The sequence below is a fragment of the Rhizobium sp. BK008 genome (assembly GCF_014197345.1).
In the GTDB taxonomy this organism is placed as follows: Bacteria; Pseudomonadota; Alphaproteobacteria; order Rhizobiales; family Rhizobiaceae; genus Rhizobium; species Rhizobium anhuiense.
In genome coordinates this window covers 178,947-195,858 of record NZ_JACIFK010000011.1, presented here as the reverse complement: position 1 = coordinate 195,858, position 16,912 = coordinate 178,947, and the positions used below count along the sequence as shown (strand labels likewise).

At 63.3% G+C, this 16,912-nt stretch carries 14 protein-coding genes and 1 pseudogene; 10 read left to right on the top strand and 5 right to left on the bottom strand.

Going from position 1 to position 16,912, the window contains the following annotated elements; genetic code table 11:
• The 9 genes and pseudogenes from purU to FHT69_RS31395 form a co-directional block, all read left to right on the top strand.
• Positions 1–123 (top strand): annotated as a pseudogene (gene purU, locus FHT69_RS31435) (formyltetrahydrofolate deformylase); the annotation flags it as partial.
• A 116-nt stretch (positions 124–239) separates the two neighbouring features.
• Complete coding sequence (locus tag FHT69_RS31430) at positions 240–3,167, top strand: aminotransferase (protein ID WP_183906439.1); 2,928 nt, start codon at positions 240–242, stop codon at positions 3,165–3,167.
• Positions 3,168–3,689: 522 nt separating this feature from the next.
• Entirely contained in the window at positions 3,690–3,884 is a 195-nt protein-coding gene (locus FHT69_RS31425) for a hypothetical protein (protein WP_003544544.1), read from the top strand.
• A 129-nt stretch (positions 3,885–4,013) separates the two neighbouring features.
• Positions 4,014–5,009, top strand: coding sequence for a P1 family peptidase (locus FHT69_RS31420; protein ID WP_183906437.1), 996 nt, complete (start codon positions 4,014–4,016; stop codon positions 5,007–5,009).
• A 54-nt stretch (positions 5,010–5,063) separates the two neighbouring features.
• On the top strand, positions 5,064–5,984 hold the full coding sequence (locus tag FHT69_RS31415) for a LysR substrate-binding domain-containing protein (protein WP_183906435.1): 921 nt from the start codon (positions 5,064–5,066) through the stop codon (positions 5,982–5,984).
• A gap of 148 nt (positions 5,985–6,132) precedes the next feature.
• Complete coding sequence (locus FHT69_RS31410; protein WP_183906434.1) at positions 6,133–7,659, top strand: ABC transporter substrate-binding protein; 1,527 nt, start codon at positions 6,133–6,135, stop codon at positions 7,657–7,659.
• 393 nt (positions 7,660–8,052) lie between these two features.
• Complete coding sequence (locus FHT69_RS31405) at positions 8,053–9,000, top strand: ABC transporter permease (protein WP_183906432.1); 948 nt, start codon at positions 8,053–8,055, stop codon at positions 8,998–9,000.
• A 2-nt stretch (positions 9,001–9,002) separates the two neighbouring features.
• A complete protein-coding gene (locus tag FHT69_RS31400; protein ID WP_183906431.1) occupies positions 9,003–9,863 on the top strand; it encodes an ABC transporter permease in 861 nt (286 codons plus the stop codon).
• Positions 9,864–9,899: 36 nt separating this feature from the next.
• On the top strand, positions 9,900–11,291 hold the full coding sequence (locus tag FHT69_RS31395; RefSeq protein WP_047617489.1) for an amidase: 1,392 nt from the start codon (positions 9,900–9,902) through the stop codon (positions 11,289–11,291).
• On the opposite strand, the gene FHT69_RS31390 is transcribed toward FHT69_RS31395, so the two are convergent.
• From FHT69_RS31390 to FHT69_RS31380, 3 genes are all read right to left on the bottom strand, one after another.
• Positions 11,292–12,149: an NlpC/P60 family protein gene (locus tag FHT69_RS31390; RefSeq protein WP_168332498.1), complete on the bottom strand. Its 858-nt coding sequence runs from the start codon at positions 12,147–12,149 to the stop codon at positions 11,292–11,294.
• 11 nt (positions 12,150–12,160) lie between these two features.
• Positions 12,161–12,511 carry a MarR family transcriptional regulator gene (locus tag FHT69_RS31385; RefSeq protein WP_047617485.1) on the bottom strand — a complete coding sequence of 117 codons (351 nt, stop codon included), beginning with the start codon at positions 12,509–12,511 and terminating at the stop codon, positions 12,161–12,163.
• 167 nt (positions 12,512–12,678) lie between these two features.
• Positions 12,679–14,070, bottom strand: a complete 1,392-nt coding sequence (locus FHT69_RS31380) for a leucyl aminopeptidase family protein (RefSeq protein ID WP_063473509.1) — start codon at positions 14,068–14,070, stop codon at positions 12,679–12,681.
• A gap of 141 nt (positions 14,071–14,211) precedes the next feature.
• Between FHT69_RS31380 and FHT69_RS31375 the strand changes: the two genes are divergently transcribed.
• Complete coding sequence (locus tag FHT69_RS31375; RefSeq protein ID WP_047617481.1) at positions 14,212–15,039, top strand: tetratricopeptide repeat protein; 828 nt, start codon at positions 14,212–14,214, stop codon at positions 15,037–15,039.
• 49 nt (positions 15,040–15,088) lie between these two features.
• Here FHT69_RS31375 and FHT69_RS31370 read toward each other — a convergent pair whose 3' ends face one another.
• Together FHT69_RS31370 and FHT69_RS31365 are read right to left on the bottom strand one after the other, a co-directional pair.
• The gene (locus FHT69_RS31370) at positions 15,089–15,721 is read right to left on the bottom strand and encodes a LysE family translocator (protein WP_047617479.1); all 633 of its coding nucleotides are present in this window, start codon (positions 15,719–15,721) and stop codon (positions 15,089–15,091) included.
• A gap of 192 nt (positions 15,722–15,913) precedes the next feature.
• A complete protein-coding gene (locus tag FHT69_RS31365) occupies positions 15,914–16,900 on the bottom strand; it encodes a type II secretion system F family protein (RefSeq protein WP_047617477.1) in 987 nt (328 codons plus the stop codon).
• Positions 16,901–16,912: the final 12 nt, after the last annotated feature.

The following is a 16,912-nucleotide window of genomic DNA, read 5'->3' as shown; positions in this document are numbered from 1 at the left end:
GAAAGCCAGGTGCTGGCGCGCGCCATCCACGCCCATATCCATCACCGCACCTTCATCAACGGCAACCGCACCGTGGTCTTCCCGGCAAGCCCCGGCAGCTACGCCTCCGAACGCATGGGTTGAGCGCAGGCAAAGAGCTACATCTCTTCTGCTGGCAAACGACAATCTCCCGTTGCCTGCCAGCAGCAAGTATTTGATTATCGCGTGAGGTAATCGAATCATGCTGCGGGAGGGGTGTCATGACCGACGAGGTGCTGGTTGACCGCATGGCGCTGCCGCGTCCCGACGTTACCGTTGCGGATGCGGAAGAGATCCTTCTTGCCCATTACAGCCTGTCCGGCACGCTGACCGAACTCGGCAGCCAGCAGGATCGGAATTACCGCGTCGATAGCGATCGCGGTCGCTACGTCCTGAAGATCTGCCATGCTGCCTACGAGACCCGCGAGCTCGAAGCGCAGAACGCGGCGATCCATCATCTCAAAAGCAGGCAAGATGCGCCGCGCGTTCCGAACGTGATCTCCACGAATGACGGGCGGGAGATCGTCGTCCTGACCGTGCGCGGGCAGGGCTACCAGGTGCGGCTGCTCGAATATCTGGAAGGCCAGGGGCTGACGGAGCTGACCTATCTGGCGCCGGCTTCGGTCGCAGCACTTGGTGCGCTCTGCGCGAGGCTGGCCCAGGCGCTTGCCGATTTCAACCACCCTGGTCTTGATCGCAGCCTGCAATGGGATCTCCGGCGCGCCGGACCGGTCGCGGTGCAACTGCTGTCCGCGATCACCGACAGTGCGGCGCGCGACCGGATCGCCAAGACCATGGTGATGGCCATTCGTCGCATCCAGCCGTTGGCGCCATCGCTCCGGCTGCAGGCCGTGCATCACGACGTCACCGGCGACAATGTCGTCGGTCACCGCAATGCCCGTGGTCACATAGTCCCTGACGGGGTGATCGATTTCGGCGACATCATCCGCGGCTGGCTGGTCGGCGACCTCGCCGTCACCTGCGCTTCGCTGCTGCATCAGACGGATGGCGACCCTTTTCATGTCCTGCCCGCCGTCACCGCCTATCAGGCGATCTATCCGTTGACCGAGGAGGAGCTGAAGGCGCTCTGGCCATTAGTCGTCGCACGCGCCGTCATTCTCGTCGCCAGTGGCGAGCAGCAGATTTCGGTCGATCCCGATAATGACTATGTCCGCGGCAATCTCGCGCACGAGTGGGCGATCTTCGATGCGGCGATGTCCGTTCCCTTCGAACTCATGGAAGCGGCGATCCTCAAAGCGGCCGGCGTCGACACCGCCGCCCCGGAAGCATCGGGATGGCTGCCGTTGCTGCCCGACATCGATCCCGCCGAGATCGCCTATGTCGATCTTGGGGTGCGCAGCCCGCATTTTTCCGCCGGCAACTGGTTGAATGCCGACATGGACTGGCGGCTGCTTGCCCGCGCCGCGACCGAAAACGGCACGGCGGCAACGCGCTACGGCGAATATCGGCTTTCCCGCGCGAGCCTGGGAAATGCGAAGGAACAAGCGACCTGCGCGCTGCATATCGATATCTGCCTTGCTGCAGGCAGCGCGGTTGCGGCCCCCTTTGCCGGCCGGATCGGCTGGAAGGACCAGCATCTGACGCTCGCCGGCGACAGCATCACCTTGCATCTCGATGGGCTTGACCTCTCGGTCGAGGATGGCGCCGAGGTTGCCGGCGGTGATCCGCTCGGCACGGTTTTCGGAGAGGCTTCGTCGCTCGGCGGGCTGCGTGTCCAGTTTTGCAGTGTCGCCGGTCTCGAACCGCCGCTCTTTGCCACACCGCGCGAGGCGACGGCTTGGTCGGTGCTCTGCCCTTCGCCGTCACTCCTTCTCAGCCCCGGAGCGGATGCGCCGAAACCTGATACTGCAGGACTGCGCGCCAGGCGGCAGGCGCATCTCGCAAGGCCGCAGAAGAATTATTACGCGGCACCGCCGCAGATCGAGCGCGGCTGGCGGGAACACCTGTTCGATGTCGAGGGCCGCGCCTATCTCGACATGGTCAACAACGTCACCATTCTCGGCCATGGCCATCCCAAGTTCGCGGCGGCGATCAGCGCGCAATGGCTGCGGCTCAACACCAATTCCCGCTTTCACTATGCCGCGATCACGGAATTTTCCGAACGCCTCGCCGCCCTTTCGCCGGATGGACTCGACGCGGTCTTCCTGGTCAACAGCGGTTCGGAGGCGAACGATCTGGCGCTTCGGCTGGCGCAAGCCCATAGCGGCGCGCGCAATATGCTGTGCCTGCTCGAAGCCTATCATGGCTGGTCGGCAGCGAGCGATGCCGTCTCCACCTCGATCGCCGACAACCCGCAGGCTCTCACCACTCGGCCGGACTGGGTGCATGCCGTGGTGTCGCCGAATATCTATCGCGGCGCATTCCGCGGTGCCGATACGGCAGCGCACTATCTCAGCGCCGTAACCCCGGTGCTGGAGGCGATCGACGCCAGCGGCGACGGGCTTGCGGGCTTCATCTGCGAATCGGTCTACGGCAATGCCGGCGGTATTCCGCTGCCGGACGGTTATCTCAGGGACATCTATGCGCAGGTACGCGCCCGCGGCGGCGTCTGCATCGCCGACGAGGTGCAGGTCGGTTATTCCAGGCTGGGGCATTATTTCTGGGGCTTCGAGCAGCAAGGGGTCGTGCCCGACATCATCACCATCGCCAAGGGCATGGGCAACGGCCATCCGCTCGGCGCCGTCATTACCACGCGGGAGATCGCCCAATCGCTGGAGAAAGAAGGCGCGTTCTTTTCCTCCACCGGCGGCAGCCCCGTCAGCTGCGTCGCCGGCATGACGGTGCTCGACATCATGGCCGAGGAAAAACTGCAGGAAAACGCCAGGACGGTCGGCGATCATCTGAAGGCGCGGCTCGCCGCGCTGATCGACCGCCATCCGATCGCGGGCGCCGTGCACGGCATGGGGCTCTATCTCGGCCTCGAATTCGTCCGCGACAGAACGACGCTGGAGCCGGCGATGGAAGAGACCGCTGCCATCTGCGACCGGCTTCTCGAACTCGGCGTCATCATGCAGCCGACCGGCGATCACCAGAATGTGCTGAAGATCAAACCGCCGCTCTGCCTCGCCATCGAAAGCGCGGATTTCTTCGCCGACATGCTGGAGAAGGTGCTCGCCGAAGGCTGGTGACACAGCGCTTCCGGCGTTAACCAAATCGGTCATTTCGAGGCGTTTCGATTTTTGATGAAATGGGCCATTGCCTGATACGGCAAGGCTTCCTATGTCTGCCGCGGTGATCGATCAAACTCTGATTCTGTCATGCGAATTTTACGAAGAGCTGATATGTTTCTTTCTGTAAGTTCGGGTTACGACGGAATGAATTTTTTCGGATCGTCGATATTTTGACACGTTTCGGAATATGTTTCTGACAGGCTATCGGGTAATCTCTACCAAGTTAGTGGATTATTGAAGACAGCCATCACCGGCCCCGGGCTCTTCCGGGACCACTCAAGTGCAACGCCAACGCAAGGAACGAGACATGATAGACATCGATATTCTCGCCGATCTGCCTGGGCGATTTGTGCTTGGCAATGACCGTCCGGGCGCCCTCTCCCGCCCGAGCTGTCGAATGTGACGTTCGTCCTCCTTTCAACGGTACCAGACAAGTCAATTCGCCATGGCTGCGCATGTCGCGCGGCAGGAGTTCTATCTATGAAGAAGCAAGTTATCGAATATGCAGGCGTTCCCGTCGGGATCGTCATTCCCGATGAAGACCGGCTGAAGTTCATCGCCGTGAAATTTCATGTCCACGACCTCGACGAGCAGCGTTTCGGCTCGCCCGACGAGGTGCGGCTGGCCATTCATGACCTGATGACCCGCCGTCATCCGAAGCCGCTTCATGCCTGAGGGCATGAGGCCACGATTGACATTCACGGCTTTTCCCGATGTCCGACCGGTCCCGCCAAATGGGGCCGGTCTTGTTTTTTGAGGGCAATTGCAGTCCTATCGGCGGCCTTTCTGCATAAGGATCCGCCCTTGCCCGATCTTCTCAACCTCATCACCGACATCGAAGGCGTTTCCGTCGGCCACGCGACCGACCTTGCGCTCGGTTCCGGCGTCACCGTCATCGTCTTCGACGAACCGGCCGTCGCCTCCGGTACCGTGCTCGGCGGGGCGCCTGGCGGGCGCGACACCGGCCTGCTCGATCCGTCGATGACCGTCAATGCCGTGGATGCCTTCGTGCTCTCCGGCGGTTCCGCCTTCGGGCTGGATGCGGCCGGCGGCGTGCAGGCGGGCCTGCGCGAACTCGGCCGCGGATTTGCCGTCGGGTCGGTGCGCATACCGATCGTGCCGCAGGCAATCCTGATGGATCTGCTGAACGGCGGCGACAAGGATTGGGGGCTCCACTCGCCCTATCGCGACATGGGCTATGCGGCATTGAAGGCAGCGGCCAAAGGCGCCTTCGCGCTCGGCACGACAGGGGCCGGCACAGGGGCGACGACCGCCACCTTCAAAGGTGGGCTCGGCTCGGCCAGCGCCGTCAGCAGCGCCGGACACCGCGTTGCAGCTGTTGTCGCGGTCAACGCGCTCGGCTCGGCAACGATCGGCGACGGGCCACATTTCTGGGCCGCACCTTTCGAAAAGGACGGCGAATTCGGCGGACTCGGCATGCCTGCGGTGGCCGACCACCGGATGCGGCTCAAGGGCATGAACACGACCGCGACGACGATCGGCGCTGTCGTGACCGACGCGCAGCTGACCAAGGCCGAGGCGCATCGGCTTTCGCTTGCCGGCCATGACGGGTTTGCCCGGGCACTGCTGCCGGTGCACCTGCCGCTCGACGGCGACACCGTCTTTGCCGCATCGACGGCCAGGCATCGAAGAGACGACATGGCGAGCCTGATGGAGCTTTGCCATCTCGCCACCATCGTCATGGCGCGGGCGATCGCCCGTGGCGTCTACGCGGCGACCGCACTGCCGGTCGAAGGCGCGCAAAAGGCTTGGTGCGACCGCTATCCGAATGGTCATTGATTGAATAGGGTCCGAACCGGCAGACCGAATATGCCGAATGGCGGAGAGACGTGAATGCAGATCCGGGCGCTGATGTATTTCGACGAGCTGGTCAGGACCAATTCCATGCGCCAGGCGGCCGAGAACCTCAATGTCGCGCCGACGGCGATCAGCCGGCAGATCGAGAACCTCGAATATCACTTCGGCGCGCCGCTCGTCGAGCGCAGCGCCCGCGGCGTCAAGCTGACGGCAGCCGGCGAGCTGCTTGCCGCCCGCGCCGGCCGGACGCTGCGCGAACTCGATCACGTGCAGCAGCTGATCGAAGACCTGAAGGGCCTGCAGCGCGGCCGTGTCAGCATCTATGCCAATGGCGCCACCGTCGCCAATCTGCTAGCGCCGGCGCTTGCCGAATTCAGCCTGAAATATCCGAAGCTGCGTTTTACCGTGACGATCACCAGTGCGCGGCAGGCCGTCGATGCCGTCAACAGCGCCGAGGCGGATATTGCGGTGACGTTGTTTGCACCTCCCATGTCCGGCGCCAAGGTGCGGCTGCGCTCCGAGATCGCCTATGATCTCATCGTCACGCCGCAGCATCCGGCCGCCGCGCATACCGAGATCGCGGTGCGGGAGCTCGCCGATCATGCGCTGGCGTTGCCCGACCAATCTTTTGGTTTCCGCCAGGCCTTCGATACTTTGTTCGAGAAGGAGGGGTTGAGCCTCGATCCCGTCTTCGTCACCAGCTCGCTCGAAATGCTGAAGGAACTCGTGCTCAGCGGGGCTGCGGCGACGCTGCTGCCGGCGCTCACCGTCCGTCGCGAGATCGAAGCGGGTCAGCTTCTCGCCATTCCGCTTGCCGGCAAAACCGGCATCCGCACCCATGTCGATCTCTGTGTCGCGCCGGACCGGCAGCTGTCCTTTGCCGCGACGAAACTGCTCGACTTCATCGAAAGGTTCATGCGGGAGCGCACGAACCGCCGAGGCGAGACGAAAGACTGACGCTCCAAGCTTGCATTGCCCGCGAATTTCAGGTGTAGCTTTTTCGGCTACACTGAGCACACAAAATCGTCATTGTGTGTGCACTGGCATAATGCCACTTTATTCGCAAAAGGCCTTCGCCACCGAGCATGGCCAGACAGGGGACATGATGATCAAGCTTTCGTTTGCGCCTTCGCGTTTCATCAGGCGGCTTTCCCTCGGTGCTGCGCTTTCGGCCGGCCTCGTGATGACGGCGATGACGCCAGCGGAAGCGGCGAAGACCACCCTCAATCTCGGCATGAGCGTCGAGCCGACCGGCCTCGATCCGACGATCGCGGCACCCGTCGCAATCGGTCAGGTAACCTGGCAGAACGTATTCGAGGGGCTGGTGACGATCGACCAAGCCGGCAAGGTCCAGCCGCAGCTGGCGAAAAGCTGGGAGATTTCTGCCGATGGCCTGACCTATACGTTCAAGCTGCAGACCGGCGTCAAATTCCATGACGGCGAGGCCTTCGATGCCGCGAGCGCCAAGTTTTCGCTCGACCGCGCCCGCGGCGCGGATTCGGTCAATCCGCAAAAGCGCTTCTTCGCTTCGATCGCCTCGATCGATACGCCCGATGCCGAAACGCTGGTGCTGCATCTCTCGGCGCCGACCGGCAGCCTGATCTACTGGCTCGGCTGGCCGGCCTCGGTAATGGTCGCCCCGAAGACGGCGGCCGACGACAAGACGACGCCGATCGGCACCGGTCCCTTCAAATTCGCAAGCTGGGCGAAGGGCGACAAGGTCGAACTCGCCAGGAATACCGATTACTGGAACAAGGATGCGACCGCCAAGCTCGACAAGGTGACCTTCCGCTTCATCGCCGATCCGCAGGCGCAGGCGGCTGCGCTGAAATCCGGCGATCTCGACGCCTTTCCGGAATTTGCCGCGCCCGAGCTGATGAGCTCCTTCGACGGCGATGCGAGGCTCGTTACCAGGATCGGCAATACTGAGCTGAAGGTCGTTGCCGGCATGAACAATGCCAAGAAGCCGTTCGACGACAAACGCGTGCGCCAGGCGCTGATGATGGCGATCGACCGCAAGACGGTGATCGACGGCGCATGGTCCGGCCTCGGCACGCCGATCGGCAGCCACTACACGCCGAACGATCCGGGCTATCAGGACATGACCAATGTGCTGCCCTATGACGTCGAGAAAGCGAAGGCGCTGCTCGCCGAAGCCGGCTATCCCAACGGTTTCACCTTCACGATCAAATCGCCGCAGATGGTCTATGCGCCGCGCAGCGCCCAGGTGATGCAGGCGATGTTTGCCGAGATCGGCGTGACGATGAATATCGAACCGACGGAATTTCCGGCGAAATGGGTCCAGGACATCATGAAGGACCGCAACTTCGACATGACGATCGTCGCCCATGCCGAACCGCTCGACATCGACATCTATGCCCGCGATCCCTATTATTTCAATTATAAGAACCCTGCCTTCAACGCGCTGATGAAGAAGGTGCAGGAGACGACCGATCCCGCCGCGCAGAATGCGATCTACGGCGAGGCGCAGAAGATCCTCGCCGAGGACGTGCCGGCGCTCTATCTCTTCGTCATGCCGAAACTCGGCGTCTGGGACAAAAAGCTGAAAGGGCTGTGGGAGAACGAGCCGATCCCCTCCAACGTACTCTCGGGCGTGTCCTGGGACGAGTGAGAGCGGTAGGTTAGGGGCGGGATGTGATGAGGTGAAGGCCTTGGAGAGATCCGACATACATTTGGTCGATATGGCGCGCAGCTCTCTCCCTCCCTCGCCAAGTGAGGTCAATCTGGGCCGGGATTGTCTGGTTTCGCTGGTGGATGGCATTTCTGACACGGGGATCTGCGCCCTGATTGGCTCCTCCCGCCAACTCCAAACTCCGTCTTGCTCGGGCTTGACCCGAGCATCCACACCACATCCATCAACAGCAGTGGCATGGATCCCAGGCTCAAGGCCTGGGATGACGAGTGGAGTTGGCGTTCTCGCCAAACTCGCCGCCGGCGCGTCGGGGGCTCCGCGTGAGGGCGGAGGGGGCGTGCCGCGTTCGATTGCCGCGGTGCTCGATCCGATATGATCACCCTCCTCGCCCGCCGCTTCGCCGGTCTCCTCGTCACGCTCGTCGTCGTCTCGCTGCTGATCTTCGCCGTCATGGACCTTCTGCCCGGCGATCCCGCCTCGATTATGCTTGGCACCTCGGCAACGCCTGAAACGCTTGCGGCACTGCGCCACGATCTCGGGCTCGACCAACCGCTGCTGCTGCGTTACGGGCAGTGGCTGACCGGCGTGATCTCCGGCAATCTCGGCAATTCCCTAACCTATGGCGTGCCGGTCGCGGGTTTGATTCTCGAGCGGCTAACGGTGACGCTGCCGCTGGCGCTGATGGCGATCGCGCTTTCGGTGGCGATTGCCTTGCCGCTCGGCGTGCTGGCCGCTTCGCGCCGCGGCGGTCTCTTCGATATCATCGCAACATTGTTTTCGCAGATCAGCATCGCCGTGCCCGCCTTCTGGGTGGCGCTGCTCCTGATCATCCTGTTTTCGACGATGCTCGGGCTGATGCCGGCCGGCGGCTTCCCCGGCTGGAGCGCCGGTATCCTACAGGCATTGCAGGCGCTCGTTATGCCCGCCGTCGCGCTGGCGATGCCACAGGCGGGCGTGCTGACGCGGGTGGCGCGCTCAGCTGTGCTCGACACCATGCATGAGGATTTTGCCCGCACCGCCGTCGCGAAAGGGCTCTCTCGTCATGCGGTGCTGTGGCGTCATATCGTGCCGAACGCGCTGATCCCGATCCTCACCATGATCGGGCTGCAATTCACCTTTCTCGTTGCCGGCGCGGTGCTGGTGGAAAACGTCTTCAACCTGCCCGGCCTCGGTCGGCTCGCCCTGCAGGCGCTTTCCCAGCGCGACATCATCGTCATGCAGGATGTCGTGCTGTTCTTCGCAGGCCTCGTCATCGTGATGAATTTCGTCGTCGATCTCTCCTATCTGGCGATTGATCCCAGGATGAGAAAGGCGGCCTGACGATGGCGATCGTATCCACCGCCATCACCAGCCGCGGCCGGACCTTTAGACTTAGCCGGCGAATGAACCTGATTTCAGGGGCTGTCATCATCGGCCTGCTGGTTGCCGTGGCGCTGTTGTCGCTTGTGTGGACGCCGCTGCCGCCGGCGAAAATGCAGATCATCCACAAACTGCAGCCGCCGCTTGCCTTCGGCCTGCTCGGCACCGACCAGTTCGGCCGCGACGTGCTGTCGATGCTGATGGCAGGCTGCTGGAATTCACTGTCGATCGCCATTACCGCGGTTATGATCGGCGGGACGCTGGGTTCGATCGCCGGCGTTTCGGCGGCGGCGATCCGCGGTCCGTTCGAAGCGCTGCTGATGCGGATCTGCGACGTCATCTTTGCCCTGCCGCCGATCCTGTCGGCCATGGTGCTCGGCGCCTTTCTCGGGCCGGGACGGTTCACCGCAATCACCGCGATCGCCGTCTTCATGATCCCGGTCTTTGCCCGGGTGACGCTTGCGACCTCGCTACAGGCCTGGAGCCGCGACTATGTGACGGCGGCGCGCGCGATCGGCAATACGCGCCTGACCATTTCGCTGCGCCATGTGCTGCCGAATATCATGAGCCAGATCATCGTCCATGGCGCCATCCAGCTGGGGCTGGCGATCCTGACCGAAGCGGGTCTCAGCTTCCTCGGTCTCGGCATGGCGCCGCCGGCGCCGACCTGGGGCCGTATGCTTGCCGATGCACAAACCTATCTGGCGCTCGCCCCCTGGCTGGCGATCCTGCCCGGTCTTGCCATCGCGCTCACCGTCTTCGGCTTCAACATGCTCGGCGACGGTTTGCGTGATTTGCTCGACCCGCGCGAGGCGAGCCGCTGATGTCCTCCCAAGACGAAAAGCCCGAAAGACCATGCCATGACCGAAACCGACCTTACCATCCGCGAACTCAGGCAGCGCTTCGCCGATAAGAGCCTCTCTCCCCTCGATTATTGGCTCGCCCTGGAAGACCATATCGCCGCTTGGGAGCCTTCGATTTCGGCACTCTACCTCTACGATCCGGAATCGGCGCGCGCGCAGGCGAAAGCTTCGACCGAGCGCTGGTCGAAGGGCGAAATGCTTGGCGCCCTCGACGGCATCCCGGTGACGCTGAAAGAGCTGATCGCCACCAAGGGCCAACCGGTGCCGCTCGGAACGAAGGCGATGGAACTGATCCCGGCTGACGCCGATGCGCCGGCCGCCGCCCGGCTGCGGGAAGATGGCGCAGTGATCTTCGCCAAGACCACCTGCCCGGATTACGGCATGCTGTCCTCCGGGCTTTCGAGCTTTCATCCTCTCAGCCGCAATCCCTGGGACACTACACAGAATCCCGGCGGATCGAGCGCCGGGGCCGCAGCGGCCGCAGCGGCCGGCTACGGGCCGCTGCATATCGGCACCGATATCGGCGGCTCAGTGCGCCTTCCCGCCGGCTGGACCGGCATCTTCGGCTTCAAGCCGAGCCATGGGCGCATTCCGGCCGATCCCTATTATGTCGGGCGCTGCGTCGGGCCGATGGCGCGCACGGTCGAGGATGCGGCCTTTTCGATGGCAACGCTGTCGCGGCCGGACTGGCGCGACGGCACCAGCCTGCCGCCGAACGATTTCAACTGGATGGATCTCGACATCGACATGTCGGGCATGACGATCGGGTTGATGCTCGATGCCGGCTGCGGGCTTGCGGTGGAGGACGAGATCAGGGTCTCGGTCGAAGCGGCGGCGAGATGCTTCGAGAAGGCCGGCGCGACCATTGTATCAGTCCAGCCGGTGCTGACACGCACGATGCTGGATGGGCTCGACAATTTCTGGCGGTCCCGGCTTTGGGGCGATATCGCCGATCTCGACGAAGAACGCCGCGACAGCATCCTGCCCTATATCAGGGATTGGGCGAAGGGCGGCGCCGACATCCGCGGCGTCGATGCGGTCAAGGGTTTCAACCAGACGATCGAAATGCGCAAGAGCTGCGGACGGCTGTTCACCGAGATCGACGCCCTGCTTTCGCCGACCAATCCGATTATCTCCTATCCGGCCGAATGGGCATCGCCGACCAATGATCCGGCCCTGCCCTTCGAGCATATTGCTTTCACAGTGCCGTGGAACATGTCGGAGCAGCCGGCCGCCTCGATCAATTGTGGTTTCTCTCGCTCGGGCATGCCGATCGGCCTGCAGATCGTCGGGCCGCGCTTCGACGACATGCTGGTGCTGAGACTGTCGAAAGCCTTCGAGGATTGGACGGGCGGGGTGAGATCCTGGCCGCAGCCGCCGGATATCTGATCAGCTGATCGGCCGGCGATAGCCGGTCGGCTGTTCGTAGAGCCAGCCGATGCGTTCGACGGCAGCCTCGAAATTCTCGCGCGCCACCGTCATGCTATGGCCGTTGGCGTGGAGGATGGTTTCCGGATCCTCGAAGACGGCGACATGGCCCTTCCAGAATACCAGGTCGCCGCGGCGGATGTCGGAGCGGTCGATCGGCTCGCCGAGGCCCGCCGCCTGCATGTCGGTATCGCGCGGTGCGGCTCTGCCTGTCATCAGCATCGCCAGCTGGACGAGACCGGAGCAATCGATGCCGAGGCCGGACCGTCCGCCCCAGAGATAGGGCGTTTCCAGGAAACGGGCTGCGATGCCGACATAATCGGCGCCGTCGAGCGCGCCGATCGGCTGGACATGCTTGGCGAAGATCGCCGTCCCGTTCTCGAGCACGACATAGCGATTGCCGCGCGCTTCCGCCTCGCCGGCAACATGGACGCGGCTTCCCATCGACAGGATGGCCTGGTGGGGCTTGCGCAGTTCCGGTTCCGGATAGAGGAAGCTGCGCTGCACGGTGACGATATGGGTCGGCGCCGGCCTGCCTTCCACGAGCGCGTCTGCCTCGATATAACCGACATAGCCGTCCGAGGCGGCTTTGACCCAGCACCAGCCGTCGGCGCGATCGAAAACCGTCACCTCTTCGCCGAGGAGCAGCTCGGTATCGATGCCGCGCGTAAGATCCGGTGCGGGCCGCAATGCCGCCACCGGAACGGCGACGCGCGCCGCCGCACCTTCCACGAAGCGCAAAGCCTCTACCTTGCCTTCGAGCCCCGCTTCCGCGAGATCCGGCCGGTAGGCATGCAGGCGGCGGTCGAGCATCGTCATTGGCATTCCTTTCAGAGCGGCAGTCGGCGGCCCTGATCCCGCACGAGATCGCCGAGCTTTTCCAAATAAAGCGCGCCGCCGACGGTGCGCTTGATGATCACGTTGCGCCGGTCGGCATCGTCGCGCACGCGATCGACCAGACCCATCTCGCCCATCGTATCCAAGGCGCGGGTGATAACCGGCTTGGTGACCTCAAGCGTGGCGGCAAGCCCACGCACCGTGTGCGGCGGCGGCACCAGATAAATATGCAGCAGGATCGCCATTTGGCGCAACGTCAAATCGCGGTCGTCGTGGCGGACCTGATCGAGCGCCACGCCATGCCAGAGCCCCAGCGCCTGCGAGGCGGTCAGTTCGATCGGCACGGCCCCTCCGGAAGATCGTTACGCTAACGTTCCATTTTCCGGCAGTTGCCATACACATGCAAGGGCGGCCGGGAACTGCCGCATGGCAAGGTGAATAAAATTTTAATGATCGGCGGCGAGGCGCAGCGCGTGAACACGCGACGCCTCAGCGCCTTTTGCGTATGGCCTCAGCGCAGGCTCTGACGAATATGGTGAAAGAGTGCGCGGATCGCCTGTGCCTCGCCACCGCCCGGCGAATGCGGCCGTTCGGACTGGGCCCAGCCGTAAATGTCGAAATGCGCCCAGCTCTTCGTCTTGCTGACGAAACGCTTGAGGAAAAGGGCCGCGGTAATTGCCCCCGCCATGCCACCGGCCGGGGCATTGGTGAGGTCGGCGAACTTGGCGCGGATATCCTTTTCGTAGCCGGAATAGAGCGGCAGTCGCCAGATCGGATCATCGGTTTCCAGGCTCGCTTCGGTCAGGTCATGCGCCAGATTGGCGTCATCGGTGAAGAACGGCGGGAGATCCGGGCCCAACGCAACGCGGGCTGCACCTGTCAGCGTCGCCATGTCGATCAGCAGTTCGGGCTCTTCCTCATCGGCATAGGCCAGCGCATCGGCAAGGATCAGACGGCCTTCGGCGTCGGTATTGTCGATCTGGACGGTCAGACCCTTGCGGCTCCGGTAGATGTCGCCGGGGCGGAAGGCATTGGACGAGATGGCATTTTCGACGACGGGCACGATGACGCGCAGGTCGACCTTCAGCTTGGCGTCCATGATCATCAGGGCAAGCCCCATGACATTCGCCGCGCCGCCCATATCCTTCTTCATCAAGAGCATGGAGGCCGCAGGCTTGATGTCGAGACCGCCGGTATCGAAGCAGACGCCTTTGCCGACCAGCGTCACCTTGCGATGACCCTTCTTGCCCCAGCGCAGCTCGAGAAGGCGCGGCGCGTCGGCACTGGCGCGGCCGACAGTATGGACCAGCGGAAAGTTCTGCGTGAGCAGGTCGTCGCCCGATATGACCGATACCTCCGCCTTGTAATGTGCGGCCAGGCCACGGAAAACGGCCTCGAGCTGGTTCGGCCCCATGTCGTTCGTCGGCGTATTGATGAGGTCGCGGGCGAGAAAGACGCCGGCAAGCTGGCGCTTGATGTCGGCGCCATCGGCATCGCGGGGGATCATCAGCGTCGCCGCTGGTGATTTTTCGGATTTGTAACGATCGAAACGGTAGCTGCCGAGCCCGAAGCCGAGAGCGAGGCGATTGGCCGTCAGCGGCGCGGTTTCGATGTGCCAGTCGCCGGCCGGCAGCGTGCGGGCGAGCCTGCCGGTGATGTAAGGCTGCTCGGAGGGATTGGTGCCGAGACCGTAAAGCGCGCCGCCGAGATGGCCTTCGGCCGTCGGGATCAACAGCAGCGACCCGCTTTCGGCCTTATAGCCCGCCCTGCGCGCCCAATCGAGCGCGATCGGATCGATCGTGCCGGTTTCGATATGGGCAGGCGTGACGGCAAAGATCGGCAGCGTCGAACCGCCCTTCGTGTTGAATGGGGTCGGTCTTTCGATGAACTGATAGGGGGCCATGATTGTCCTTCGGCGGTCGTAAGGAATCGTTCCTTAACGGTCTGTTAGGGTTAACAGACTATTGCTGGAGCGAAGATTGCGTCAAACCTTTCCCTGTTCCGCTTCGAGGTCAGGCGCCGATTTCGGAATCAGGAACGCGTCATGCCTGCCTCACTCGCCACCACATTCACGAATCGTATCCTGCAGGGTGCGGCGGCATCGCTGCTCGTCCTGGCCCTTGCCGGCTGTTCGACGACCAAGGACCGGATGACCACAGGCTCGGTGCCGAAGCTCACCAAGCCGGTTGAAGAGATGGACGCGACAGAACTGCGCTCGGCGACGGACCGGCTCGGCCAGGCCTATGAAAAAAATCCGCGCGATCCCATCACCGGCGTCAGCTATGCCAATCTGCTGCGGATGAACGGCCGCGACACGCAGGCGCTCGCCGTCATGCAGCAGGTGGCGATCGCCAACCCGGGCGACCGTACCGTGCTGGCCGCCTATGGCAAGGCACAGGCAGCGGCCGGTCAGTTCCAGCAGGCACTCGACACGATCGGCCGCGCCCAGACGCCGGACCGTCCGGACTGGAGACTGATCTCGGCCGAAGGCGCGATCCTCGATCAGATGGGCCGGGCAAGCGATGCCCGGCAGCGCTACCGCGACGCGCTCGACATCCAGCCGAACGAGCCTTCCATTCTGTCCAACCTCGGCATGTCTTACGTGCTGACCGGCGATCTGCGCACGGCCGAAACCTACCTGCGCTCCGCCGCCGGCCAACCCACGGCCGACAGCCGCGTCCGGCAGAACCTTGCCCTCGTCGTCGGCCTGCAGGGACGCTTCCCGGAAGCCGAGCAGATCGCGCGGCGCGAACTTTCGCCGCAGCAGGCCGATGCCAACGTCGCCTATCTCAGAGGGATGCTGTCGCAGCAGAATTCCTGGCAGAAGCTCGCCGCCAAGGACAAGACGCCGGGCGACAGCAATACGAACTGACCGGATCTCCTCCAAGCTTGAGAGCACCCGAAGTCAATCGCGCGACATCCTACCGATCACTCACGCCCGCAAGAATGAGCCGTAGGCCGAGGCCGGCCATGACGGCACCTGCCGTGCGGTCGATCCAGTGCTTGGCGGCAAGATAGAGCCGCCGCGGGTGGCGTGCCGAAAAGGCAAGGGCGACGATCGAATACCAGCCCGCCTCCACGGCGAAGACACCGAGTGGCAGCGCCACAATGAGACTGAACGGAACCGTCCTCGGCAGAAGTGCGGCAAAGATGCTGGCATAGACGATAATGGTCTTCGGGTTGCTGATCTGGGTCAGCAGCGCGGTCACGAAGCTGCGCATGGGCGCGCGATTGCCGTTGGCGGCATCGGAGATCTCGAGCGGCTGACCGGCACTCCTCCAGATATTGACGGCGATATAGACGAGATAGGCGCCGCCAGCGACCTTCAGCAGGACATAGAGCCATTCGAATTGCGACAGCAGCGCCGTCAGGCCGGCAAGCGCCAGGACCGCAAAAACGACGCCGCCGGCGCCCATGCCGAGTGCCGCCGCGAGACCATCCAGCCGTGAGCGCGAGATGGCAATCCTGGAAACGACGACGAAGCTCGGGCCGGGGCTCATCGCACCGACCACCAAGGCTGCCATGATGCTGATGAAAATGCCTGCAGAAGACATCGGAGAACCTCCCTTTGGATTGAATGAGCGCCAGGGGGCCTGCGGTTGCATCCGCGCCTGCGATAGTCTCTCATCCCGTTTACCAGCTATGCCGGCGCCGGTCACGCGCGTTGGCTGACTGCGGATCAGACCAATAGTCCTTGATGCACATCGCCTTCTGCCGAAAGCGGTAGCCTGTTTCCAGCTCAACCGTCAGAACTTGTCTGCCACCTGGATGCCAGCCGGACCGAGAATGACGGCGATCAGCACCGGCAGGAAGAACAGGATCATTGGCACCGTCAGTTTCGGCGGCAGGGCGGCCGCCTTCTTTTCCGCTTCGTTCATGCGCTCATCGCGTCCTTCCTGGGCGAGAACGCGCAGCGCCTGCGCGACCGGCGTGCCGTAGCGATCGGCCTGGATCAGCGCCTGAGTTACCGAGCGTACCAGCTCGATCTGGGTGCGGGTGGCAAGATTTTCGAGCGCCACGCGGCGATCCGGCAGGAAGGAGAGCTCGGCCGTGGTCAGCACCATCTCCTCGGCGAGCGCCGGCGACTGCTCGCCGAGTTCTTCCGACACGCGCCGCATCGCGGCCTCGATCGAGATGCCGGATTCGACGCAGATCAGCATCAGGTCCAGCGCATCCGGCCAAGCGCGCTTGATCGAGTGCTGGCGCTTGCCCATGCGGTTCGAGATATAGATGTTGGGCGCGTAGAAACCGAGATAACCGATGCCGATGACGGCAAAGAGGCGGATGGGCATGCCCCGTCCGGCGAGATTGCCGAGGCCGAAGACCCAGACGGCGGCAAGCGTCGAGAAGAGGAAGGGCAGCAGGAAACGCGCCACGAGGAAGGTATTCAGCGCATTCTCCGAACGGAGACCGGCGGCGCGCAGCTTGTTGACCGTATTCTCGTCGACGAGCGCCTTACGCAGATTGAAACGCTCGACGATCTGGCGGACCGAGCGGTTGTTCTGGCTCCTGAGTGAGGCTTTGCCAGCGCCGGTTTCCATGTTCATGCGGGCGCGTTCGCGGGCGCGGATCTGCTCGCGCTCGGTCGAAACGGCCTTCATGCGCTTGTTGAGATCGCCGCGCTCGAAAAATGGAATGGCGATCGTGTAAAAGGTGGCGAAGACGGCGATCGCGACGAAGAGCGCAATCAGCATGCTCGGATTGGTCAGCGTTGCGGCAAGATCCTGCGACATGGTGCTTCCTTC